Consider the following 21,812-nt stretch of genomic DNA (forward strand, 5'->3'; position numbering starts at 1 on the left):
TGAAGCGCGGGGCCGGCGTGGGCGTCGGCGTCGAGCGTTCAGGCAGGCAGGGCGGCAGCGGTGGCCGGTTCGGCTTCGGTGTCGCGTCGCTGGGCAGGCAGCGGCGCGGCGGCGCGCCACAGCAGGTCGAAGGTGCGCACGTCGTCGTGCCCGGCGAGTGCGGCGGCTGTGCGACGCGTGGCCGCCGCGTCGCTGCCTTCGATCAGCACGAGCGCGTCGGCGGCCGGGCGGGCGGCCGCCGACGCGCCGATCGGCGCGGACAGGTCCGGCGACGTGCGGAAGAGGCGTGCGGCATGGATGCCCGGTTCGTGCAGCGCGGCATCGAAGCGCGCGCGCAGGTGCGGCACGTCGATGCGGTCCGGCGGCAGCACGAACAGCGCGAGATGCGCGCCTTCGCCGTCGCCGGCCTCGATCGTCAGCTCGCCGACGCGCCGCTGCGTGCCCGTCATGCGCTCGAAGTTCGCCAGCGACCACGCGGTCTGCTGCGTGAACGCGCGCCGGTACGCGTCGCCGCGGAACACGTCGAGCGCGTCGGTCACGTACAGCGCGAGGTATCGGCGCGGGCCGCCGTCGGTCGCGCGAAACCGCCGCGCATGCGTGAAGCCGGGAATCGCGACACGCTCCTGCATGTGCTCGCGGTCGTACCACGCGTTGAAATCGGCTTCGTGCGCGGGGTCGATATCCGTCCAGACGCAAAGTTGGCCGTGCGGAAGGGAAGGGCGGTTCATCGCGGTGTGCCTCGTGACGGGGGTGTCGGGAACCCCAGTGTCCCGAAGACGGGCCGCGCCCGTCCAACAAGAAAACAAATTCGCGGTGAACAGGTTTTCTTATGAGCGGCGCGGGCGGCGTTTCGCGGCGGGTGCGGCAGGCGACGCGGCTTGCGCCGTGCGCTTCGTTTTCGCCGACGTGCTCGTCTTCGTCCCGGTTGCGTTGCGCGTGGGCGCTGCGTCGACGCGCTCGGGGGCGGCCGGCTTCGCGACGTTCGCGGCGGCCGCCGTCGGGCGCGCGACTTCGCTCGCGAGTTCCGCGATGCGCGCGGCGACCGGCAGCCCCTGGCTGCGGTACGTCGCGACGAGCGGTAGCGCCGGGAACTCGGGCTCGACGTCGAGCAGTTCGAGCGTGCCTTCGTGCAGTTCGCGCCCGATGATCGCGGGCGGCAGCGCGGCCACGCCGAAGCCGTCCGCGACGAGGCGGATCATCGCGGCGACCGACGTGATGCAGTTGATGCTGGCCGGCCGTTCGACGGCTGCGAACAGCCGCTCGATCGTCGCGTGCGGCCCCGAGTGGCGCGAGAAGCTGATGATCGGAAACCCGGCCAGGCGCGCGACGTCGAGCGGCTGGCCGCCGAGCCCGAGGCGCGGGCTCGCGGCCCAGCGTACCGGGAATTCGCACAGCGGCAGGTTCGTGAAGTCCGGCCCCGGCACCGGGTCGGTCTGCAGAATCAGGTCGACGCCGTCGGTGCTGAGCAGGCGGATCAGGTGCAGCGTCGTGTCGCTCGTGATCTCGACGTCGAGGCGCGGATAGCGCTCGCGCAGTTGCGCCATCAGCGCGGGGAACCAGCTGTGCACGATCGATTCGATCACGCCGATCCGGATCAGGCCCGCATCGCTCGCCGCGTCGATGTCGCGCCGCATTTCGCCGTCGAGCCGCACGATCCGCTCCGCGTAGGCCAGCATGCGCCGGCCCGCGGGCGTGAGCGTGGCCGAGCGCGTATTGCGGTCGAACAGGCGCACGTCGAACGCCTCCTCGAGCGATGCGATGCGGCTCGACACGGCGGCCTGCGTCGTGTGCAGTTTCTCGGCCGTGAGCCGGAAGTTTTCCAGCTTCGCGAGCCAGACGAAAGTTTCCAGAAACCGGATGTTCATCGCATTCCGAACGGTGAGGCGGTGCCGCGCCAGGCGGCGGATCGGGACGATGTTAATGGATTCGGGCGCGGGCCGGCGCGTGCGACGCCTTCCGGTGGCGTCAAAGCCGGTCGAACGCGAGCGTCGGCACGTCGACGCTCGTCGCGCCGCCGTCCGCGACGAGCGTCGCGCCGGTCACGAACGAGGCGTCCGGCGACGCCAGGAAGGCGCAGACGGCCGCGATCTCGTCGGCGTCGGCCGCGCGCCGCAGCGGCACGTCGGCGCTGACGCGGGCATACGCAGCGTCGAGCGAATCGCCGTGCGCGGCCATCAGCGGTGCCATTTCCGCGTCGGCCATCGGCGTGCGGACCCAGCCGGGGCAGACGGCGTTCGCCCGCACGCCGTGCGGGCCGTAGTCGCGTGCGAGCGATCGCGCCAGCCCGAGCAGCGCGTGCTTGCCGACCGTGTAGCCGCATACGCCCGGCCCGGCCGCGAGCGCCGCGATCGACGCGACCAGCACGATATTGCCGCGCTGCGCGATCAGGTCGGGCAGGCAAGCGCGGGCGCTGACGAATGCCGTGTCGAGGTTCGCGCGCATCGCGTCGCGCCACTGCGCGTCGTCGGTTTCGTCCGCGCGGCCGATGCCGTGGCCGCCCGCGCATGCGACGAGCGCATCGACGCGGCCGAAGCGTTCCGCGATGCGCGGCAGGAAGCCGGCCCAGTCTGCGGTGCCGGCGGCGTCGCCCGCGAGCGCGAGGCCGCCCGTTTCGGCCGCCAGCGCGTCGAGTGGCGCGTGGCGGCGCCCGATCAGCACGACGCGGTCGCCGCGACGGGCGAAGCGGCGCGCGCACGCGGCGCCGATGCCGGTGCCTGCGCCGGTGATTGCGATCGTGCGGGGGGGCAGGTGCGTCATGTCGTTCTCCGGAAAGGGGCGTTCCGGCCACTTTATGCGGCGCGGGCGCGCACCGGTATCCGCCGAAAGGATGAATGCGGGCGTCCGAGCGTCCGTCCGGCCGGGCGCGGCGGCCGTGGCGCATTTTGCAAAGGCTGACGATGTTCGCTGCCGAATCGCTCTATCCTCCACATTTTTGCGATAAGCCGCGAAAGCCCGGCAAAATAGCGCGTGCGGATGCACGCAGCGGCGCGCGGCGCGTCGGCCTGCCGATTCCGTCGTACGAATCGAGCGGCAGGCGGGATCGGCGCGAGCGGGCGTCCGCGGCACAGGCATCGCGTCCGCCGACGGCTCGTGTCGCCGCGGCGTATCGCCGGTCGCGCGCTGGCGCGGCCGGACCATCGACAAAAGAACAGGGAGGGGCCGGCAATGAGGCTGGACGACGAAAGAGAAAGCGTCAACGTCGAGGATCGACGCGGCGCCGGCGGGTTCGGCGGCGGGCGTGCGACGATCGGCATCGGCACGATCGTGGTCGCGCTCGCCGCATCGTATTTCTTCGGCATCGACCCGCGCGTCGTGCTCGAAGGCGCGTCGGCGCTGCAGGGCCGCCAGCAGCAGGCGCAGCCCGCGCCGACCCAGCGCCAGGGCGCGCCGGCCAACGATCCCGGCGCGGTGTTCACGCGCAAGGTGCTCGGCAATATCGAACGCACGTGGACGGGCGTGTTCAACACGCAGCTGCATGCGCAGTACGAACCGCCGAAGCTCGTGATGTTCACGAACTCGACGCCGACCGCGTGCGGCACCGGCCAGACCGCGATGGGGCCGTTCTATTGCCCCGGCGACCGCAACGTGTATATCGATCTCGGCTTCTACGACGAGCTGCGCAAGCGTTTCGGCGCGGGCGGCGATTTCGCGCAGGCCTATGTGATCGCGCACGAAGTCGGCCATCACGTGCAGAACCTGCTCGGCATCGCCGACAAGGTCGACGCCGCGCGCCGGCGGTCGAGCCAGGCGCGCGCGAATGCGCTGTCGGTGCGCATGGAGCTGCAGGCCGACTGCTTTGCCGGCGTGTGGGCGAACAACGCGCAGCGCGCGAACCAGCGGCTGATGGAGCCGGGCGATTTCGAGCAGGGGCTGAAGGCCGCCGCGGCGATCGGCGACGACCGGCTGCAGCAGCAAGGGCAGGGCTACGTCGTGCCCGAAAGCTTCACGCACGGCACCAGCGAGCAGCGCGTGTACTGGCTGCGGCGCGGGATGGAGTCGGGCGAGGTGAGCGCCTGCGACACGTTCGCCGCGAACGCACGCTGAAACGACGCGCGTGCCCCGTCGCGCGCCGATATCGTCCCGGTAGAACCGGCCGCCGCGGCCGGGCCGGGACGATTTGCCGATTTGTGCTCACCGGCGCTTTTCGGCGCCGGTAGGCTGGGCCGGACTTCGAGATTCGATGCATCCGCCTGCCGGCCGATTCCCCATGCCCATCCTGTCCGTTCCCGCCGACCACGCCCGCGCCGACTGGCAACGCGCGCTGCGCGCGTGCGTGGAGGCGTTCGACGCGTTCGCGAGCCCGTCGGCGATCGTGTTCTACCGGCTCGACCAGAGCGGCGAGCCGGCCGATTTCGAGCTGTTCGGGATGCCGGAATCGATGCACCGCACCTACGTCGCCCGCTACCGGATGCTCGATCCGCTCCATCCGTCGCGCTGCGCGGCGGGCGAATGCGCGGTCGTCACGCTTGCGTCCCAACTGCCCGACGAGCGACGTGATGCGTCCGCGTACTGGACCCGTTTCCTGCGGCGCCACGACGTGGCCGACGTCGTCGAGATCTGGCTGCGCGACGCGGGCCGGACGGTCGGCGCGTTCTCGCTGTTGCGCTTCGGGATCGGCGACGCGAACGGCCACGGCAGCGCCGGACGGTTCGCACCGGGCGAGATCGATGCGCTCGCGCGGCTGCAGCCGGTCGCCGAAGCCGCGCTGAGCCCGCTGCTGCGCGCGCGGCGCGGCATCCACCGGATCGGCTGCGAAGAACGCCTGACTTACCGCGAGGAGCAGATCGCGCGGCTCGTGCGCGACGGCCGCTCGAACAAGGAGATCGCGCGCGATCTCGCACTCGGTCAACCGACGATCAAGACGCACCTGATGCGCATGTACCGCAAGCTCGGCGTGTCGAATCGCACCGAGCTGGTCGGGGCATTGTTCCTGTAATCGCTCCGCACGCGGCAGGCCTGCCGCGGCGATATCGAGCCGGGTTACCGCCTCGCTCCGCCCGTGCGTCACCGCGGGGTTCGAATCCGCCTTCCCGGCGTCCCACGCGCTGCCAATTTGCGCTCACCGGGCGCGATTCCCCGTCGATACAGTGGTCCGACGCCCGCGTGCCGCACCGGCACGCGGTCCAGCCACGACCATCAACGAGACGCCCATGAGCAACACGAACTTCGTCGCCGTCAGCGACACCGTGCGCACTTTCGTCGCGCGCGATTTCGGCCTCTTCATCGACGGTGCAATGCAGCCCGCGCACGCGGCCGCGCGGCTCGACGTGTACGACCCGGCCACGGGCGAGCGGCTCGCGACCGTCGCCGATGCGGACGCGCACGACGTCGACCGCGCGGTCGCGAGCGCGAAACACGCGTTCGACACGCGCGTGTGGAGCGGGCTGCGGCCGGCCGACCGCGAACGCATCCTGCTGAAGCTCGCGGACCTGATTGAAGCCGACGCCGAAACGCTCGCGCAGCTCGAAACGCTGAACCAGGGCAAGTCGATTCACGTGTCGCGCGCGATCGAAGTCGGCGCGAGCGTCGAATACGTGCGCTACATGGCCGGCTGGGCGACCAAGATCACCGGCCAGACGCTCGACGTGTCGATCCCGTTCCCGCCCGGCGCGCGCTATACGGCCTATACGCGCAAGGAGCCCGTCGGCGTGGTTGCCGCGATCGTGCCGTGGAATTTCCCGCTGATGATCGCGGTGTGGAAGCTGATTCCCGCGCTCGCGGCCGGCTGCACGATCGTGCTGAAGCCGTCGCCGGAAACGCCGCTCACCGCGCTGCGCCTGGCCGAGCTCGCGCTCGACGCCGGCGTGCCGCCCGGTGTGTTCAACGTGGTCACGGGCGGGCGCGTCTGCGGCGCGGCGCTCGCGAGCCATCCGTCGATCGCGAAGATCTCGTTCACCGGGTCGACCGCGACCGGCAAGCTGGTCGGCGCGGCGGCCGTGCAGAACATGACGCGCTTCTCGCTCGAACTCGGCGGCAAGAACCCGATCGTGATGCTCGACGACGTCGACGTCGCGCAGGCGCTCGACGGGGTGGCCGCCGGCGCGTTCTTCAACCAGGGGCAGGTATGCGCGGCCGCGTCGCGCATCTACGTGCATCGCAGCAAGTTCGCGCCGCTCGCGGAGGGCCTCGCGGGCGTCGCGCGGTCGATGAAGCTCGGCGCAGGCCTCGACACCACCGCGCAGATCAACCCGCTGGTCTCCGCGCACCATCGCGACAAGGTCGTCGAGCACATCGAGGGCGCACGCCGCGCGGGCCTCACGTTCCTCGCGGGCGGCACGCCGGCCGACGACCTGCCCGGCTATTACGTGAAGCCGGCCGTGATCGCCGATCCGCATCCGGACAGCGCGATCGTGCGCGACGAGGTCTTCGGCCCGGTGATCGTCGTCGTGCCGTTCGACGACGCGGCCGACGCGGTGCGCCTCGCGAACGCGTCGCCGTATGGCCTCGCCGCGAGCATCTGGAGCAACGATCTGACACGCGTGATGAACCTCGTGCCGCGGATCGAGGCCGGCACCGTGTGGGTGAACTGCCATATCCCGCTCGATCCGTCGATGCCGTTCGGCGGCTACAAGCAATCGGGCATCGGCCGCGAATTCGGCCAGTACGCGATCGAAGGCTTCACCGAAACCAAATCCGTCTGCATCGCGCACTGAACGCGCGGCGCTCGAACCCGAACGAACCGATTCAACCGATCCGACCATGGAGACTGCAATGAGCTACAACGAAGCGAAGTTCTGGCATCCGATGCTGCACCCGAACGAAATGAAACAGCGCAAGCCGATCCGTATCGTGCGCGGCGACGGCTGCTACGTGTTCGACGAGGAGGGGCGCAAGCTCGTCGACGGCGTCGCGGGCCTGTGGAACGTGAACGTCGGCCACAACCGCCAGGAAGTGAAGGACGCGATCGTGCGTCAGCTCGACGAGCTCGAATACTTCCAGCTGTTCGACGGCATTTCGCATCCGCGGGCCGAGGAGCTGTCGAAGAAGCTGATCGACATGCTCGAACCGGAAGGGATGCGCCGCGTGCTGTACAGCTCGGGCGGCTCCGATTCGATCGAGACCGCGCTGAAGATCGCCCGCCAGTACTGGAAGGTGCGCGGCCAGGCCGATCGCACGAAGTTCATCTCGCTGAAGCAGGGTTATCACGGCACGCATTTCGGCGGCGCGTCGGTGAACGGCAACACGGTGTTCCGCCGCAACTACGAACCGAACCTGCCCGGCTGCTTCCACGTCGAGACGCCGTGGCCGTACCGCAACCCGTTCACGCAGGATCCGGACGAACTCGGCCGGATCTGCGCGGAAATGCTCGAGCGCGAGATTCAGTTCCAGAGCCCGGACACCGTCGCCGCGTTCATCGCGGAGCCGATCCAGGGCGCGGGCGGCGTGATCGTGCCGCCGGCCAATTACTGGCCGCTGGTGCGCGAGGTGTGCGACCGCTACGGTGTGCTGCTGATCGCCGACGAAGTCGTGACGGGCTTCGGCCGCAGCGGCAGCCTGTTCGGCAGCCGCGGCTGGGGCGTGCGCCCGGACATCATGTGTCTCGCGAAGGGGATTTCGTCGGGCTACGTGCCGCTCGGCGCGACGGTCGTGAACGCTCGGATCGAGGACGCGTTCGCCGCGAATGCCGATTTCGGCGGAGCGATCATGCACGGCTACACGTACGCCGGCCACCCGGTTGCATGCGCGGCCGCGATCGCGAGCCTCGACATCGTCGTGAAGGAAGACCTGCCGGCGAATGCGGCGAAGCAGGGCGCGTATCTGCTCGAAGCGCTGCAGCCGTTCGCGGAGCGCTTCGCGGCGGTCGGCGAGGCGCGCGGCAAGGGGCTGATGCTCGCGCTCGATCTCGTCGCGAACAAGGACACGCGCGAGCCGATCGATCCGCTGTCGGGCTATGCGAACGCGGTCGCGGAAGTCGCGCGCGAAAACGGCGTGCTGGTGCGCCCGGTCGGCACGAAGATCATCCTGTCGCCGCCGCTCGTGATCCAGCGCGAACAGCTCGACCGGATCGTCGATGCGCTCGCGGCGGGCTTCGAGTCCGTACCGTTCGCATGACGGCGTGACCGCATGACGGCAAACCCGCGGCAGCGGGTAAACGCGATCGCGGGTTTGCCGATTTGCGCTATGACCGGATTATTTTGCCTGCGTATTTTTTCGACATCGGATCACGCCGTGATCGACAAGGGGCCCGGGTCTCGCCGTGCTGAAGCACCGCCCGGGGCCAACCGCAGAGTATCCGGCCCCGGCCGCCGACGAAGCGCCGGTTCGGGCCCACCTACGAAGGAGACAACGATGTCGGGATGGTCGGGAATGACCGGCGCCGCGGGCGATACGTCCGCCGGCTCGCCGGCTGAAGCGGACGGCGGCGCCGCATTGAAGGCCGGTGCGGTCGGTTTCCCGACCGCGCTGGCGAGCGCCGTCGGCCTCATCATGGCGAGCCCGGTGATCCTCACCGCGACGTCGGGCTTCGGGATGGGCGGCTGGGCGTTCGCGGTCGCGATGATCGTCGCGTTCGTGATGATGCAGGCGCAGGCGACCACGTTCTCCGAGGCCGCCGCGATGCTGCCGACGGCCGGCTCGGTTTACGATTACCTGTCGTGCGGGCTCGGCCGCTTCTGGGCGATCACCGGCACGATTTCCGCGTATTTCCTCGTGCACGTGTTCGCCGGCACGGCGGAGACGATCCTGAGCGGCATCATGGCGCTCGTGAACTTCGAATCGCTGAACGCCGCGTTCGAGAAGCACAACAGTTCATGGCTCGTCGGCGTCGGCCTCGTGGTCACGTTCGCGATCACCAACATCGTCGGCATCAAGGTGTTCAGCAAGCTCGAGATCGTGCTGACGGCCGGCATGTGGCTGTCGCTGATGATCTTCGGGATCCTCGGGCTCGCGGCCGCGCCGGCCGTGCATCTCGACGGCTGGTTCGGCGCCTCGGAAGTCGGCACGTCGATCCCGGCCGTGCTGTCGCTGGTCGGGATGGCGATGTTCATGTTCGTCGGCTGCGAGTTCGTCACGCCGCTCGCGCCGGAAATGAAGGCGCCGGGCCGCACGATCCCGCGCGCGATGGCGCTCGGCCTCGTCGGCGTCGCGATCTGCATGTTCCTGTACGGCGCGGCGATCCGCCGCCAGGTCGCGAACGTGCCGGTGAGCCCCGACGGCCTCACGCACCTGCTCGACACGCCGGGCGCGATTCCCGCGTTCGCGCTGCAGGTGCTCGGGCCGTTCGGCCGCGTGTGGTTCGGCATCGCGTTCCTGTGCGCGGGCGCCGCGACGATCAACACGCTGATGGCCGGGCTGCCGCGCATCCTGTACGGGATGGCGATCGACGGCGCGCTGCCGCGCTGCTTCGCGTACCTGCATCCGCGTTTCAGGACGCCCGTGGTCGGCATCGTCGCGTCGGCGATCGTGCCGATCTTCCATGCGTGGCTGATCAACGGCAATCTCGACAGCATCCTGCATCTGGTGCTCGCCGCGACCTGCGCGTGGGGCACCGCGTACCTGCTCGTCACCGCGTCGGTCGTGATGCTGCGCATCCGTCGCCCGGACCTGCCGCGACCGTACCGTTCGCCGCTGTTCCCGCTGCCGCAGATCGTGTCGAGCGTCGGTATCGTGCTCGCGATCTGGTACATCACGCCGCCGGGCATGAACCCGCGCGACATCTACGTGCCGTTCGGCGCGATGCTCGGGCTCACCGCGCTGTACGCGCTGTTCTGGACGCTCGTCGTGCAGCGCCGGCATCCGTTCAAGCCGGTGCCGGTCGAGGACGTGCTGCGCAACGAGCACGTCGCGCCGTGAAGGCCGTGCTTGCCCGGTGGCGCGCGGCGCCCGATGCGCCGCCGCCCGGTCACCGCCCCGGCGCGATCGCCGCGCGCGTGCTCGCCGATCTGCGGGCCGTGCGCGATGCCGACGGCGGCGTCGGCGGCGTCGGTGGCGTCACGGCGCGGCTGTCGAACGGCGTGCGCGTGAGCATCGACGAGTGCGTCGAGCGCCAGTTCCTGATGCATACGGTCGGCGTGAAGGTCACGGCAGCCGCCGACGGCCCGGCCGCGCGGGGCAGCGCGCGCGTGCGGCAGACCGGCTGGCTGCGTCGCACCGGCATCGACGCGGCGCCCGCGCCCGGATGCGACCCGCGCTTCGTCGACACACTGGCCGCGCTGGTCGCCGAGCCGGCGCTGGCCGACGCGCTGCGGCCGCTGCACCTGACCGACTGCGCGATCGACGCGCGCGACGGCCGCTGGACGCTCGCGATCGTGCCGTTCGGCGGCAGCGAGGTCGTGAACCGGATGCCGTCGTTTCGCCGCTATGTCAGGCTGATCGACGAGCAGGCCGCCGCGCTGTCGGCGGCCTGTCTCGCGTTCGAAACCGCACTACGCAGGATTTTGCGAGGGTAAGCTGTGGCGATGCGTGCCGCGCGAACCCGGCGGCCGCGTCCAGCACCCGAGGGTTTTACCGGAGACGCCGATGCTGTTCCAGTCACGCTCGCACGAAGACGTGCACGATCACGGGCTCGCGATCGCGGGCTGGCATCAGGTCTATCGTCAGATGACGCCGGGCCGCTTCAAGGGCACCGTCACGCAGGTGCTGTACGACGATTTCCACTTCTTCCGCGAGACGACCAACCGGCGGGTCGCGCAAACGGGGCTCGCGCCGCTCGGGCGCACGTCGCTCGCGGTGCCGCTGTCCGTGCCGCTCGCGGGGACGTTCCAGGGGCAGCCGGTCGACGGCTATGCGCTGCTCGCGCTGCGCGCCGGCGAGGATTTCGAATTCCACACGCCGGAAGGGATGGGGCTCGTCGGGATCAGCGCGGCGTCCGACATGGTCGACGAGCTGTGCGAAGCCGAATTCGGCGCGGCCGCCGCGCGCAGGCTGCGGCACGTGACGCGGCTGTCCGATGCGCAGGGCGTCGCGCTCGGCATGCGGTTGTCGGCGCTGATCGACGATGCCCAGCGCAACCCGGGCTGCCTCGAATACGCGGCCACCCGCAAGATGTTTCGCGACGCGATGCTCGGCATGTTCCTCGATGCGCTCGAACAGGGCATCGGCGTCGAGCGCCGCGACATCACGCACGCCACCTACAGCGATATCGTGAGCCGCTGCGAGAAGCATCTGCGCGAGCGGCCCGAAGAACCCGTCACCGTGCTCGAACTGTGCCGCGCGCTGCGCTGCAGCCGCCGCACGCTGCAAACGAGCTTTCAACGCGTGGCCGACGTCACGCCGGTCGGCTACCTGCGCACGATCCGGCTGAACGCGGTGCGTCGCCTGCTGCGCACGACGCCGGTGCAGCAGCTCGGCGTCGGCGAAGCCGCCGCGAGCTGGGGCTTCACGCATCTCGGCTATTTCGCGCGCGAGTATCGCGACCTGTTCGGCGAGTTGCCTTCGCAAACCTTGCGCCCCGAATGACGTTCTCCTGCCGCGACGGCGCCGTCGTGCGTCGCCCGTCCTCGTCACCGTTTGCTGATTTGGGATAGGGGTCCGGAATTTTCGCTGGATAAAGTCCTGCCACCCATATCGACAACGCCATCGATTTGTACTGCGAATCGATGATCATGGAGGGGCGGGACATGAAGAACGGACGACGACTGATCGCGGTCGCGGTCATGCTGGGTTGCGTGCACGCGCACGCGCAGACTTCGGGGAGCGTGACGCTGTACGGCACCGTGGACACCGGCATCATCTATTCGACCAACCAGCAGTTCACGCGCGCCGACGGCAGCACGGGCGGCGGCCATGCGTGGCAGATGGGCGGCGGCAATCTCGTGCCGTCCCGCTTCGGCTTCCAGGGCGCCGAGCCGCTCGGCGGCGGCCTCGACGCGGTATTTACGCTCGAGCAGCAGTTCCTGTCGGCGAGCGGGCAGGCGCTGCAGGGCGGCACCGCATTCAGCCGGCAGGCATGGGTCGGGCTGCGCCGGGACGGGATCGGCACGCTCGGCCTCGGCCGGCAATACGACTCGTACACCGACATGCTCGGCGCGTACGTGTCGAGCAACAACTGGGCGACGCCGTACGGCTCGCATCTCGGCGACGTCGACAACCTGAATGCCGCCTTCAACTTCAACAACGCGGTGAAATTCACCAGCGCCGATTTCAACGGGCTCACGTTCGGCGGCACGTTCAGCTTCGGTGGGCAGGCCGGGGATTTTTCCGCGAAGCGCGGCTATGCGGTGGCCGCGACGTACACGCGTGCGCCGGTGGCGTTCTCGGTCGGCTATCTCGACCTGCATCAGCCGCTCGACGCGGCGCTCGGCGGCGCGAGCGGCTATATCGGCGATTTCGCGTGCAGCAACGCGGGCGCGATGTATTGCCTGCTGCAGGATGCCGGCTCGATGCGCGCGTTCGGCGCGGGCGGGTCGGTCACGTTCGGCGCGGCGACGCTCGCGCTGACCTACACGCATACGCGCCTGGGCGACAGCCGCTATTTCTCGAGCGCCGCGCAGCCGCGCACGCAGGCGTTCACGTTCGACGTCGGCGAGCTGAACGTCACGTACATGTTCACGCCGGCGCTGCAAGGCGGCGTCGCGTACCTCTTCAACGCCGCGCATACGGACGGGCGCGGCACGACGCGGTTCCATCAGATCAATCTCGGCACGAACTACAGCCTGTCGAAGCGCACGGCGCTGTATGCGGTCGCGATCGGGCAGATCGCGAGCGGCACGGGGCTCGGCACCGACGCGAACGGCAACGCGGCGAACTATGCGCAGATTCCGGTGCTCGCGAACAGCAATTCGAGCCGGCAGCTGGCGGTGATGGCCGGGATTCGCGTGAACTTCTGACGGCTGCGGCTGCGGCTGCGGCTGCGGCCGCGGGCATGAGGCGGGCGGCCGGGCGAGCATGGCGCGCCGGGCCACCCCCGACCTCCGTCGCGTCGCGGCACGATCGAGACGGCCGGCGCGAGCGGTACGACGGCACATGCCGCGCATCGGCATTCGCCGCATGCCACAAATTCTTAACGATCGGCGTGAACAATGGCGTTCGCATCAGGCGGCCAGCCGCGTCCCCCGTGTTGCACACGTGTGCAACGCCTGGCCGTCCCGCCACCACGCCGAACGAGAGAGACCTCATGACCTTGCCGAGCCGCCTGCGCGCGTTGTCCGTCGCCCTTGCGCTGTCCTTCGCCGCCATGCACGCCGTGGCCGCCGATCTCGTCATCGCAGGCCGCGACGACATCTACGGCAAAGGGCTGACCGACGCCGTCGCCGGCTTCAACAAGCTGCATCCGGGCACCGAGATCGAACTGCTCAAGCTGCCGAACGCGAACCTGTACCAGAAGCTCAAGCTGTCGATGCGCGAAGGCACGGGCGCTTACGACCTCGTGATGATGGACGACACGTGGGCGCCCGAATTCATCGGCAACGGCTGGCTGAAGCCGCTGCCCGCGTCGCTCGCGGACGCCGATCTCGTGCCGTCCGCCGTCGCGCTCGGTCGCAATGCGGCCGGTGCGCTGTACGCGCTGCCGATCGTCGGCAACGTCGAGATGTTCGCGTACCGCAAGGACCTGCTCGCGAAGTACAAGCTGCAGCCGCCGCGCAATTGGGACGACGTGCTGAAGATCGCGCAGACCGTCGGCGGCGCGGACAAGAGCGTGTCGGGCGTCGTGTTCCGCGGCACGAAGGGCAATCCGGTCGTCACGGGGTTCCTGCCGATCCTGTGGGCGTACGGCGGCGACGTGTTCGACCATGCCGGCAACGTGACGATCGATTCGCGCGAAGCGCAGGCTGCACTGAAGACGTTTCTTGCGCTGAAGGCGTTCGCACCGAAGGACGTCGACGTGTACGGGGCGGCCGAAGTGCGCGATGCATTGCAGCGCGGCACGGCCGCGCAGTCGATCGAGGTGTGGCCGGCGTGGGTGCCGGCGCTCGACGATCCCAAGCAGTCGCGCGTGGTCGGGCAGATCGCGCTGCAGCCGCCGCCGGGGCAGACCGCAGGCCCGGCGCCGATGCTCGGCATCTGGCAGATGGGCATTCCGAAGGACGCGCCGCACGCGAAGCTGGCGCAGGACTTCCTCGCTTACCTGAGCGCGCGCGATACGCAGACGCGCCTCGCCGGCATCGGCATTCCGCCGACTCGCCGCAGCGTCTTCAACGATCCGGCGCTGGTGCGTCAGTACCGCTGGTATCCCGATCAACTGAAGGCGCTCGAGGCGGGTCGCGCGCGGCCGCGCGTGAAGGACTGGCAGCAGGTCGAGAGCATTCTCGGCGATCAGTTGCAGCTCGCGTTGACGGGGCAGGCCGCGCCCGATGCCGCGCTGCGCCAGGCGCAGCAGAAGATCGCGCAGGCGACGGCCGCGGCCGGCAAGTGAGCGCGCCCGTCGATCCGTTGGCCGGGTGTTCCGCATGAGAGCGTTCGGCCGCAGCCTGCCGTTCGTCGCGCTGCTCGGGCCGGCGCTGCTGGTGCTCGCCGCGCTTGCGCTGTATCCGGTCGCGCAGGTGCTGATCGACTCGTTCTGCCGGGTCGATTACGCGGCCGGCCGCCGCGCGTTCGTGGGGCTCGCGAATTATCGCGCGGTGCTCGGCGACGATGCGTTTGCGGCCGGCTTCGGCAACACGCTGCGCTTCACGCTCGTCGCGTCGCTCGTCGAAGTCGCGCTGGGCTTCGGTCTCGCGCTGCTGTTCGTGCGCGCGTTTCCGGGGCGGCGCATCGCGCTGCCGCTCGCGATCCTGCCGATGATGCTGTCCACGCTCGTGTGCTCGGCGATCTGGCGCAACTGGCTGAACTTCGACGGGTTCCTGAACGCGCTGCTCGCGGCGTTCGGCGTCGACGGCGTGCGCTGGCTGTCCGATCCGCACCTCGCGCTGTGGTCGCTCGCGCTCGTCGACGTGTGGCAGTGGACGCCGATGGCGTTCCTGATCGTGCTGGCCGGGCTGCAGTCGATCCCGCAGGAACTGTACGAAGCCGCACGCACCGACGGTGCGAGCGAGTGGCAGTGCCTGCGCGACATCACGCTGCCGCTCGCGGCGCCGCAGATCGGCCTTGCGCTGCTGCTGCGCTCGATCGACACGTTCAAGCTGTTCGACAAGGTCTATGCACTGACGGGCGGCGGCCCCGGCAACGCGACGCAGACGCTGTCGACCTATATCTACGACACGGGCTTCCGCTTCTTCAACGTCGGGCCGGCGAGTGCCGCGTCGGTGCTGATGCTCGCGGCGTCCGCGCTGCTGGTCTCGGGGTACGTATGGCAGACGGTTCGCAAGCGGCGCGCATGACGACGCGATCGGCGGGCATATCTCGCGCGCGAACGGGCGCCGCATTCGGTTGCGCGGTGCCGTGGGCGCTGCGCATCGTCGCACTCGCGCTGTTGCTGCTGCCGTGCCTGTGGATGGCAGGTGCCGCCTTCATGCCGACGCTCGAACGCCTCGATCATCCGTTGCGGATCTGGCCGGCCGCGCCGACCGTCGAGCATTTTTCATCGGTGTGGTCCAACGGCATCGGCGCGCCGCTCGCCAATTCGCTGCTGGTCGGCTTCGGCACGACGCTGCTCGCGCTGGCGCTCGCGTTTCCGGCCGCGTATGCGCTCGTGCGGCTGCGATTTCCGGCGCGGTTCGACCTGCTGTTCCTGGCGCTCGTGCTGGCGTTGAAGCTGATGCCGCCGATCACGATCGCGGTGCCGCTGTTCGCGCTCGCGAAGCGGCTGCACCTGCTCGATTCGACGCTCGGCCTGATGCTCGCGTACCAGCTCTACGCGTTGCCGATGGCGATCTGGATGCTGCTCGCGTTCGTGCGCGACGTGCCGATCGAATACGAGGAAGCGGCGTGCATCGATGGCGCGGGGCTTGCACGGCGGCTCGTGCAGATCGTGCTGCCGCTGTGCGCGCCGGGGCTGATCGCGACCGCGATCTTCGTGTTCATCGCGGCCTGGAACGAATTCCTGATCGCGCTGCTGTTCGTGTCGACGCCGAGCCGCTTCACGCTGCCGCTCGCGATTGCCGGCTATGTGACGGAGAACGGCATCGACTGGGGCGACCTGATGAGCGCGGGGCTGATGGCGTCGCTGCCCACGCTCGCCGTGGCCGGCTATGTGCAGCGTTATCTGTTGCGCGGGTTCGCGGGCGGGTTGAAGTGACGCGCGGCGCAGCCGCGCCCGGTCCCGCGCCGTCACGCGCAACTGTCCCGCACCACCTGCGTGACCGGTACGACGCGCGTGCGCGACGGGCCGTCGAACGTCTGCATCCGGTCGGCGAGCAGGTCGATCGCCGCGTGCGCGAGGCCGTGCGTGTCCTGCTGCAGCGTCGTCAGCCGATATGCGTCGTATTCGGCGGCGGGGATGTCGTCGAAGCCGATCACGCGCAGGTCGTCCGGCACGCGCAAGCCGAATTCGCGGCGCGCGACGTCGATCACGCCGAGCGCGAGCAGGTCGGACGAGCAGAACACGCCGTCGGGCCGTTCGCCGGTCGCGAGCAGTTGCCGCGCGGCGTCGATTCCGCTGGCATGGGTATCGGACGGCGTGTCGAGCATGCGTACGAGCGTCGCGTCGAACGCGTCGCGTTGCCCGATCGCGTGCTCGAACGCCGCGGCGCGCGACCGCGCGCTGTAGCTCGCGCCGCGCGGCCCGACGAACGCGAGCCGGCGCGCGCCGGCCCGCACGAGCCGCTGCGCGGCATGCACGGCGCCCGCCGCGTTGTCGCTGACGACCACGTCCGCGCCCGGCAGATTCGCTTCGCGGTTGATCATCACGACCGGAATCCGGTGTTCGAGATACTGCTGCGCGACCGACAGCGGCGGCGATGCGGACGTCATCACGAGGCCCGCGATCCGGTAGCTGAGCAGTCGTTCGAGCGATTGCCGGACCTGGCGCGGATCTTCCGCATTGGTCACGAGCGGCGTGAGCGCGCGCTGCCCGAGCGCGGCCATCAGGTCCGACAGCAGCCGCGCGCGGAACGGATTCTCGAACCCGGCCGTCACGACGCCGATCATGCTGCTGCGCTGCGTGATCATGTCGCGCGCGATCAGGTTGACCTGATAGCCGAGCGCACGCGCGGCGACCATCACGCGCTCGCGGGTTTGCGGTGCGATGCTTGCCGTCGGCGAGAACGCGCGCGACACTGCGGAGCGCGACACGCCGGCCCGCGCCGCGACATCCGACGCCGTCACCCACGGTTTTCTTTCCTTGTCACTCATCGATTCATGATTCCTTCGCGCCACGATACGTGCATGCCGCCTGCCGACTGGATGTCGGCGCTCGACGACGCGCGGCCGCTGCATACGCTGACCCTACCGGGCAGCCATGACACCTGTGCGTATACGGTCGACGATCGGCTGGTGCGCACGCAGCGTGCGCCGCTCGATGCGCAGCTCGCGCATGGCGTGCGGCTGCTCGACATCCGCTGCCGGCACGTGCGCGATGCGTTCGATATCCATCACGGCGGCATCGCGCTCGGCATGACGTTCGACGACGTGCTCGCGACCTGTACACGCTTTCTCGATGCGCATCCGCGCGAATGCATCGTGATGTCGGTGAAGGACGAGTGGCCGGCGCATGCGTGCACGCGCGGTTTCGATGCGACGTTCGACGCGCATCGCGCGCGGCATCCGCGGCTGCGCTGGCATGCCGGCGGCACGCTGCCGACGCTCGGCGACGTGCGCGGCGCGGTCGTGCTGTTGCGGCGCTTTCGGAGCGGCCGGCCGCTCGGCATCGACTTGACCGCGTGGCCCGACAACGCGACGTTTACGATCGACCATCCGGACGGCGCCTTCGTGATCCAGGATGAATATCGCGTGCCGGTGGCCGCGTCGATCGCATGGAAGTGGCGCGCGATCGACGCGCTGCTGACGCATCTGCCGTTGCCGGACAGCGGCCGCTGGGCGCTCAGTTTCTGCAGCGGAACGGGGATGGGGGCGAATCCGTCGGTGGTCGCATTCGGCGATGGCCAGGTGCAGGGAATTCATGCGCGACTGGCCGAGCGTTTGCGCGAGCAGCCCGGCCCGTGCGGTGCGGTGCTGCTCGATTTCTGCGACGACGACAACTGGGCGCTGGTGCGTGCGCTGATCGAATGCAACGATCGCGCGCCGGAGCAGGGCGGCTGGCGCAAGGCGTTTCGCTGCTAGTCAGCGAAGGTTCGCGTTGAAGAACGCGAGTGCCTTGGCGTCGAGCGTTTCGTGGAACGCGGCGCGATCGAATCCCTTTGCGTCGGTGCAGATGTCGGGTGCGTCGTGGGCCAACCGTTCGGGGCATGGCGCGAGAAACGCGAAGTGCGCGGAATTCGGCACGACATGGAATTCGGGCCGTTGCGGTAGTAGCGCGGCCAGCGCGGGGGCCGTATCCGGCGTCACGCCGTCGCCGCCTTCCTCCGATGCCCAGAGTTGGATCGGCGCACGGACGTTCTTCACCGTATCCGAGGTCGGAAATTCGTCGAGCGGATCGGCCAGCACGTACGCCTTGATGCGCGAGTCGTGCATCAGCGGTGCCCTCGGCAGGTCACCGGCCCGGATCTGCTTGCAGATCGGCCAGGTCGGGTCAGGGCAGGCGACCGGCGCATGAGCGAAATCCGGATTGCCGCCGGCCAGCACGAGGCCGGTATAGCCGCCGCGCGAAAAGCCGAAGAAGCCGATGCGTGCCGGGTCGATGTGCGCGGCATCCGGCGCGTGAGCGAGCATGTAGTCGACCAGTCGCTTGATATCTGCCGGACGCTCGACGAAGTTCTGCAGGTCGGCCGCGCGGCTCATGTCGGAGAACGTGTCGCCCGGATGGTTGATCGCCGCGACGACGTACCCTGCATCGGCGAGCGTTTCGGCGAGATCGTGATGGCCGACGAACGTGCCGCCATGGCCGTGCGAGATCACGACGAGCGGCAGCTTGTCGCCGGCGGTCGGGCAGTCGCGACGTCCTTTCAGCGTGTAAGGGCCGATCGTGAGCGTTTGCATCGCCTCCGCGCACGGCGTCCACACGATCGCACGCAGCTCCGGGCCTGATGCATCGGCGGGGATCCGGACGAACTTGACACCGGCCGCGTGCGCGACCGTGGCGGACAGGCAGAGCAGGACAGCCGATAGCCAGGTTTTCATGTCGATTCCCGAGGCGACGGAGAAAGGGACGGGCGATGCGCGCCGGGCGGCGGCTTACCGCGTCGCGATCGCCACCGCCGCACCGGCCATCGCGGTCGCGCTCGTGCGGTTCGCGATCCGCTTCGCGCGTGCCGACGTGAGCAACGCACGCGCACGCGAAGCGAGCAGCGACCAGAAGCAGTCGGCAAGAATCAGGACCACGAGCATCGTGCCGACGAGTTCGGCCCAGGCGATCACGCCGACATGCGTCAGATCGACGATCGTCGGGAGCAGCGCAAGATAGAACAGCATGATCTTCGGGTTGCCGAGCGTGACCAGCATGCCGGCCACGAACATGCGCCACGGCGACTGGCCGGTCGGCAGCGCGTCCGTGCCCGCCGACGTGGGCGCGGTCCACATCTTCCATGCCAGGAACAGCAGATACGCGACGCCGAGCAGCTTGAGCACGATCAGGCCGGTCGCGAACGTGCGCACGAACGCGGACAGCCCCGCGACCGCGAGCGTGAGCCACAGCGCTTCGCCGAGCCACATCGCGGCGAGAAACGGCAGCACGTCGCGCACGCCGTTCGTCAGCACGCGGGCGACGAGCGCGGCGACGCTCGGGCCGGGCGTGCCGGCGGTGACGAGCAACGCGAAGGCGAAGACGGCGAGGGCGGACAACGTCATGGCAGGCCTCGTGGGGGGGCGTTCGAAACGTCTGAGGTTTCGATTATAGTGACGGCCGTTCCAGACTGCCTGCCTGAATTGTCGTCATGCCTGCATCGATCCTGATTCGCCCCGCCACGCGGGAAGACGCGGCCGCGATGGCCGCCGTGGAAGTCGCCGCCGCGCAGCGGTTTCGCGCGATCGGCATGGCCGACATCGCCGACGGCGAGCCGACCGATGCGGCTGCCGTGCTCGAGCGGATCGACGGCGGTCGCGCGTATGTGGCGGTCGATCAGCAAGGCGCGTGCGTGGGATTCGTGTTCTACCGGCTACTCGATGCGCAGCGGCTGTATCTGGAGGAACTGGATGTCGCGCCGTCGCATGCGGGGCAGCGGATCGGCGCGCGCCTGATCGAGCAGATCATGACGCGCGCCGCGCAAGACGGCATCGTTGAGGTCGTGCTGTCGACGTTCCGCGACGCGCCGTGGAACGCGCCTTATTACGCGCGCCTCGGTTTTCACATCATCGACGACGCATCTCTCGACGAAACGCGGCGCGTGTTCATGCGCGCGGACGTGCGCGCCTGAATCCGCACCGCTCCACCGTCAGGCCGCGTCGCTCAGCGCCGGGTAGTCGGTGTAGCCCGTTTCGCCTTCCGCGTAGAACGTCTCCGGCACCGGCGTGTTGAGCGGCGCACCGATTTCGAGGCGGCGCGGCAGGTCCGGGTTCGCGATGAACAGCTTGCCCCACGCGATCGCGTCGGCGCTGCCGTTCGCGAGCGCGGCCTGCGCGGTATCGAGCGTGAACTGCTCGTTCGCGATCAGCGGACCGCCGAACGCCTCCTTCAGACGCGGGCTCAACTGGTCGCCCGAATACGATTCGCGCGTGAAGATGAACGCGATCTTGCGGCGGCCGAGTTCGCGCGCGACATACCCGAACGTTGCCGCCGGATCGGAGTCGCCCATCGTATGCGCGTCGCCGCGCGGTGCGAGGTGCACGCCGACGCGGCCGGCGCCCCACACGTCGATCGCCGCGTCGACCACTTCGAGCAGCAGGCGGGCGCGATTCTCGATCGGGCCGCCGTACGCATCGGTGCGGCGATTGGTGCTGTCCTGCAGGAACTGGTCGAGCAGGTAGCCGTTCGCGCCGTGGATCTCCACGCCGTCGAAGCCGGCGGCCTTCGCATTCTCGGCGCCCTTGCGATACGCGGCGACGATGCCCGGGATTTCGTCGAGTTCGAGCGCGCGCGGCGTCACGTACGGGCGCTGCGGACGCACGAGGCTCACGTGGCCGCCCGCGGCGATCGCGCTCGGCGCGACCGGCAGGTCGCCGTTCAGGAACATCGGATCGGAGATCCGGCCGACGTGCCAGAGCTGCAGCACGATGCGCCCGCCGGCCGCGTGCACGGCCTGCGTGATCTGCTTCCAGCCTTCGACCTGCTCGTCGGACCAGATGCCGGGCGTGTCGGCATAGCCGACGCCTTGCGGCGTGACCGACGTCGCTTCGGTGATGATCAGGCCGGCCGACGCGCGCTCGGCGTAGTAGCGCGCCATCAGCGCGTTCGGCACGCGCGCCGCGCCCGCACGGGAGCGGGTGAGCGGCGCCATCACGATGCGGTTCGGCAGGGTCAGTTCGCCGAGGGTAACGGGATCGAACAGCGTGGGCATGGCAGATAACCTCTTACGAAAGGCGGGAAAGCCGTCGCGTCGTGTGCGGCGGCGCCCCGGATGGCCGGTTCGGCCGTTGGCTAGAGTTCGCGGCGCAGGGCGTCGAGAAATGCGTCGATGACGGCCTCGTTGCGCTGGAAGAACGCCCATTGGCCGATCCGCGTCGATGTCACGAGCCCCGCGCGCTGCAGCGTGGCGAGGTGGGCGGACACGGTCGACTGCGACAACCCGCAGCGCGCGTCGATCTGGCCCGCGCAGACGCCGTGTTCGTACGGCAGCGTCTGCTGCGGAAAATGCTCGCCGGGCGTTTTCAGCCAGACGAGGATCTCCCGGCGCACGGGGTTCGAGAGCGCTTTCAGGATCGCGTCGATGTCGAGTTCGGTCGGCATGGAAAGACTGGGTATTTCGATCAGGCAACGGGTATCGTCGATGAGCGAATCTTATATCGTTCTTTTGCGATATGTTTGAAAGCACTATCGGCAATGGGGTTGATAGCGTGCGCCGATC

21 protein-coding genes are annotated in these 21,812 nt (G+C 69.3%); 13 read left to right on the top strand and 8 right to left on the bottom strand.

Translation table 11 applies throughout. The features are described 5' to 3' along the window. Positions 1 to 38: 38 nt before the first annotated feature. The 3 genes from WS96_RS09280 to WS96_RS09290 all read right to left on the bottom strand — a co-directional run bounded on the left by WS96_RS09280 (position 39) and on the right by WS96_RS09290 (position 2,757). Positions 39 to 728, bottom strand: coding sequence for a DUF4286 family protein (locus WS96_RS09280; protein WP_059832075.1), 690 nt, complete (start codon positions 726 to 728; stop codon positions 39 to 41). A gap of 99 nt (positions 729 to 827) precedes the next feature. Next, positions 828 to 1,865 carry a LysR family transcriptional regulator gene (locus WS96_RS09285; protein ID WP_059832077.1) on the bottom strand — a complete coding sequence of 346 codons (1,038 nt, stop codon included), beginning with the start codon at positions 1,863 to 1,865 and terminating at the stop codon, positions 828 to 830. 100 nt (positions 1,866 to 1,965) lie between these two features. Further along, the gene (locus tag WS96_RS09290) at positions 1,966 to 2,757 is read right to left on the bottom strand and encodes an SDR family NAD(P)-dependent oxidoreductase (protein ID WP_059832079.1); all 792 of its coding nucleotides are present in this window, start codon (positions 2,755 to 2,757) and stop codon (positions 1,966 to 1,968) included. Positions 2,758 to 3,165: 408 nt separating this feature from the next. Between WS96_RS09290 and ypfJ the strand changes: the two genes are divergently transcribed. The 11 genes from ypfJ (at position 3,166) to WS96_RS09345 (ending at position 16,054) form a co-directional block, all read left to right on the top strand. Next, complete coding sequence (gene ypfJ / locus WS96_RS09295; protein ID WP_059832080.1) at positions 3,166 to 4,044, top strand: KPN_02809 family neutral zinc metallopeptidase; 879 nt, start codon at positions 3,166 to 3,168, stop codon at positions 4,042 to 4,044. Between the two features lie 163 nt (positions 4,045 to 4,207). Beyond that, positions 4,208 to 4,936, top strand: a complete 729-nt coding sequence (locus WS96_RS09300; protein WP_059832082.1) for a helix-turn-helix transcriptional regulator — start codon at positions 4,208 to 4,210, stop codon at positions 4,934 to 4,936. A 214-nt stretch (positions 4,937 to 5,150) separates the two neighbouring features. Then, positions 5,151 to 6,653, top strand: a complete 1,503-nt coding sequence (locus WS96_RS09305) for an aldehyde dehydrogenase family protein (protein WP_059832084.1) — start codon at positions 5,151 to 5,153, stop codon at positions 6,651 to 6,653. A gap of 58 nt (positions 6,654 to 6,711) precedes the next feature. Continuing rightward, a complete protein-coding gene (locus tag WS96_RS09310; RefSeq protein ID WP_059832087.1) occupies positions 6,712 to 8,052 on the top strand; it encodes an aspartate aminotransferase family protein in 1,341 nt (446 codons plus the stop codon). Positions 8,053 to 8,289: 237 nt separating this feature from the next. Then, positions 8,290 to 9,792 carry an APC family permease gene (locus WS96_RS09315; protein WP_059832089.1) on the top strand — a complete coding sequence of 501 codons (1,503 nt, stop codon included), beginning with the start codon at positions 8,290 to 8,292 and terminating at the stop codon, positions 9,790 to 9,792. After that, positions 9,789 to 10,388: a DUF3156 family protein gene (locus WS96_RS09320; RefSeq protein WP_059832090.1), complete on the top strand. Its 600-nt coding sequence runs from the start codon at positions 9,789 to 9,791 to the stop codon at positions 10,386 to 10,388. The genes WS96_RS09315 and WS96_RS09320 overlap by 4 nt, the downstream gene beginning before the upstream one ends. A 70-nt stretch (positions 10,389 to 10,458) precedes the next feature. Beyond that, positions 10,459 to 11,397, top strand: coding sequence for a helix-turn-helix domain-containing protein (locus tag WS96_RS09325; protein ID WP_034204494.1), 939 nt, complete (start codon positions 10,459 to 10,461; stop codon positions 11,395 to 11,397). 161 nt (positions 11,398 to 11,558) lie between these two features. Continuing rightward, positions 11,559 to 12,767, top strand: coding sequence for a porin (locus WS96_RS09330; RefSeq protein WP_059832159.1), 1,209 nt, complete (start codon positions 11,559 to 11,561; stop codon positions 12,765 to 12,767). Positions 12,768 to 13,054: 287 nt separating this feature from the next. Then, positions 13,055 to 14,293, top strand: coding sequence for an ABC transporter substrate-binding protein (locus tag WS96_RS09335; protein WP_059823113.1), 1,239 nt, complete (start codon positions 13,055 to 13,057; stop codon positions 14,291 to 14,293). 34 nt (positions 14,294 to 14,327) lie between these two features. Further along, complete coding sequence (locus tag WS96_RS09340; RefSeq protein ID WP_059832092.1) at positions 14,328 to 15,197, top strand: carbohydrate ABC transporter permease; 870 nt, start codon at positions 14,328 to 14,330, stop codon at positions 15,195 to 15,197. Beyond that, a complete protein-coding gene (locus WS96_RS09345) occupies positions 15,194 to 16,054 on the top strand; it encodes a carbohydrate ABC transporter permease (RefSeq protein WP_059832094.1) in 861 nt (286 codons plus the stop codon). Before WS96_RS09340 ends, WS96_RS09345 begins: the two co-directional genes overlap by 4 nt. 32 nt (positions 16,055 to 16,086) lie before the next feature. On the opposite strand, the gene WS96_RS09350 is transcribed toward WS96_RS09345, so the two are convergent. Then, positions 16,087 to 17,109: a LacI family DNA-binding transcriptional regulator gene (locus WS96_RS09350; protein WP_059832096.1), complete on the bottom strand. Its 1,023-nt coding sequence runs from the start codon at positions 17,107 to 17,109 to the stop codon at positions 16,087 to 16,089. Between the two features lie 6 nt (positions 17,110 to 17,115). Here WS96_RS09350 and WS96_RS09355 point away from each other — a divergent pair, with 6 nt between their 5' ends. Next, positions 17,116 to 18,036: a phosphatidylinositol-specific phospholipase C gene (locus WS96_RS09355; protein ID WP_156443614.1), complete on the top strand. Its 921-nt coding sequence runs from the start codon at positions 17,116 to 17,118 to the stop codon at positions 18,034 to 18,036. On the opposite strand, the gene WS96_RS09360 is transcribed toward WS96_RS09355, so the two are convergent. Together WS96_RS09360 and WS96_RS09365 are read right to left on the bottom strand one after the other, a co-directional pair. After that, a complete protein-coding gene (locus WS96_RS09360) occupies positions 18,037 to 18,993 on the bottom strand; it encodes an alpha/beta hydrolase family protein (RefSeq protein WP_059832098.1) in 957 nt (318 codons plus the stop codon). 54 nt (positions 18,994 to 19,047) lie between these two features. Further along, on the bottom strand, positions 19,048 to 19,659 hold the full coding sequence (locus WS96_RS09365) for a LysE family translocator (RefSeq protein WP_059780583.1): 612 nt from the start codon (positions 19,657 to 19,659) through the stop codon (positions 19,048 to 19,050). A gap of 86 nt (positions 19,660 to 19,745) precedes the next feature. Here WS96_RS09365 and WS96_RS09370 point away from each other — a divergent pair, with 86 nt between their 5' ends. Further along, on the top strand, positions 19,746 to 20,225 hold the full coding sequence (locus WS96_RS09370) for a GNAT family N-acetyltransferase (RefSeq protein WP_059832101.1): 480 nt from the start codon (positions 19,746 to 19,748) through the stop codon (positions 20,223 to 20,225). Positions 20,226 to 20,243: 18 nt separating this feature from the next. Here the strand turns inward: WS96_RS09370 and WS96_RS09375 are convergent, their stop codons facing one another. After that, the gene (locus WS96_RS09375; protein ID WP_059832102.1) at positions 20,244 to 21,305 is read right to left on the bottom strand and encodes an alkene reductase; all 1,062 of its coding nucleotides are present in this window, start codon (positions 21,303 to 21,305) and stop codon (positions 20,244 to 20,246) included. An 80-nt stretch (positions 21,306 to 21,385) separates the two neighbouring features. After that, positions 21,386 to 21,694: an ArsR/SmtB family transcription factor gene (locus WS96_RS09380; protein ID WP_011547377.1), complete on the bottom strand. Its 309-nt coding sequence runs from the start codon at positions 21,692 to 21,694 to the stop codon at positions 21,386 to 21,388. Positions 21,695 to 21,812 lie beyond the last annotated feature (118 nt).

The sequence above is a fragment of the Burkholderia sp. MSMB1835 genome, from assembly GCF_001526365.1.
Lineage (GTDB): Bacteria > Pseudomonadota > Gammaproteobacteria > Burkholderiales > Burkholderiaceae > Burkholderia.

What these genes read in the sequence shown, in the direction of transcription:
- WS96_RS09280 (WP_059832075.1), bottom strand. Translation starts at nt 728, where the DNA reads ATGAACCGCCCTTCCCTTCCGCACGGCCAACTTTGCGTCTGGACGGAT.
- WS96_RS09285 (WP_059832077.1), bottom strand. Translation starts at nt 1,865, where the DNA reads ATGAACATCCGGTTTCTGGAAACTTTCGTCTGGCTCGCGAAGCTGGAA.
- WS96_RS09290 (WP_059832079.1), bottom strand. Translation starts at nt 2,757, where the DNA reads ATGACGCACCTGCCCCCCCGCACGATCGCAATCACCGGCGCAGGCACC.
- ypfJ (WP_059832080.1), top strand. Translation starts at nt 3,166, where the DNA reads ATGAGGCTGGACGACGAAAGAGAAAGCGTCAACGTCGAGGATCGACGC.
- WS96_RS09300 (WP_059832082.1), top strand. Translation starts at nt 4,208, where the DNA reads ATGCCCATCCTGTCCGTTCCCGCCGACCACGCCCGCGCCGACTGGCAA.
- WS96_RS09305 (WP_059832084.1), top strand. Translation starts at nt 5,151, where the DNA reads ATGAGCAACACGAACTTCGTCGCCGTCAGCGACACCGTGCGCACTTTC.
- WS96_RS09310 (WP_059832087.1), top strand. Translation starts at nt 6,712, where the DNA reads ATGAGCTACAACGAAGCGAAGTTCTGGCATCCGATGCTGCACCCGAAC.
- WS96_RS09315 (WP_059832089.1), top strand. Translation starts at nt 8,290, where the DNA reads ATGTCGGGATGGTCGGGAATGACCGGCGCCGCGGGCGATACGTCCGCC.
- WS96_RS09325 (WP_034204494.1), top strand. Translation starts at nt 10,459, where the DNA reads ATGCTGTTCCAGTCACGCTCGCACGAAGACGTGCACGATCACGGGCTC.
- WS96_RS09330 (WP_059832159.1), top strand. Translation starts at nt 11,559, where the DNA reads ATGAAGAACGGACGACGACTGATCGCGGTCGCGGTCATGCTGGGTTGC.
- WS96_RS09335 (WP_059823113.1), top strand. Translation starts at nt 13,055, where the DNA reads ATGACCTTGCCGAGCCGCCTGCGCGCGTTGTCCGTCGCCCTTGCGCTG.
- WS96_RS09340 (WP_059832092.1), top strand. Translation starts at nt 14,328, where the DNA reads ATGAGAGCGTTCGGCCGCAGCCTGCCGTTCGTCGCGCTGCTCGGGCCG.
- WS96_RS09345 (WP_059832094.1), top strand. Translation starts at nt 15,194, where the DNA reads ATGACGACGCGATCGGCGGGCATATCTCGCGCGCGAACGGGCGCCGCA.
- WS96_RS09350 (WP_059832096.1), bottom strand. Translation starts at nt 17,109, where the DNA reads ATGAGTGACAAGGAAAGAAAACCGTGGGTGACGGCGTCGGATGTCGCG.
- WS96_RS09355 (WP_156443614.1), top strand. Translation starts at nt 17,116, where the DNA reads ATGATTCCTTCGCGCCACGATACGTGCATGCCGCCTGCCGACTGGATG.
- WS96_RS09360 (WP_059832098.1), bottom strand. Translation starts at nt 18,993, where the DNA reads ATGAAAACCTGGCTATCGGCTGTCCTGCTCTGCCTGTCCGCCACGGTC.
- WS96_RS09365 (WP_059780583.1), bottom strand. Translation starts at nt 19,659, where the DNA reads ATGACGTTGTCCGCCCTCGCCGTCTTCGCCTTCGCGTTGCTCGTCACC.
- WS96_RS09370 (WP_059832101.1), top strand. Translation starts at nt 19,746, where the DNA reads ATGCCTGCATCGATCCTGATTCGCCCCGCCACGCGGGAAGACGCGGCC.
- WS96_RS09375 (WP_059832102.1), bottom strand. Translation starts at nt 21,305, where the DNA reads ATGCCCACGCTGTTCGATCCCGTTACCCTCGGCGAACTGACCCTGCCG.
- WS96_RS09380 (WP_011547377.1), bottom strand. Translation starts at nt 21,694, where the DNA reads ATGCCGACCGAACTCGACATCGACGCGATCCTGAAAGCGCTCTCGAAC.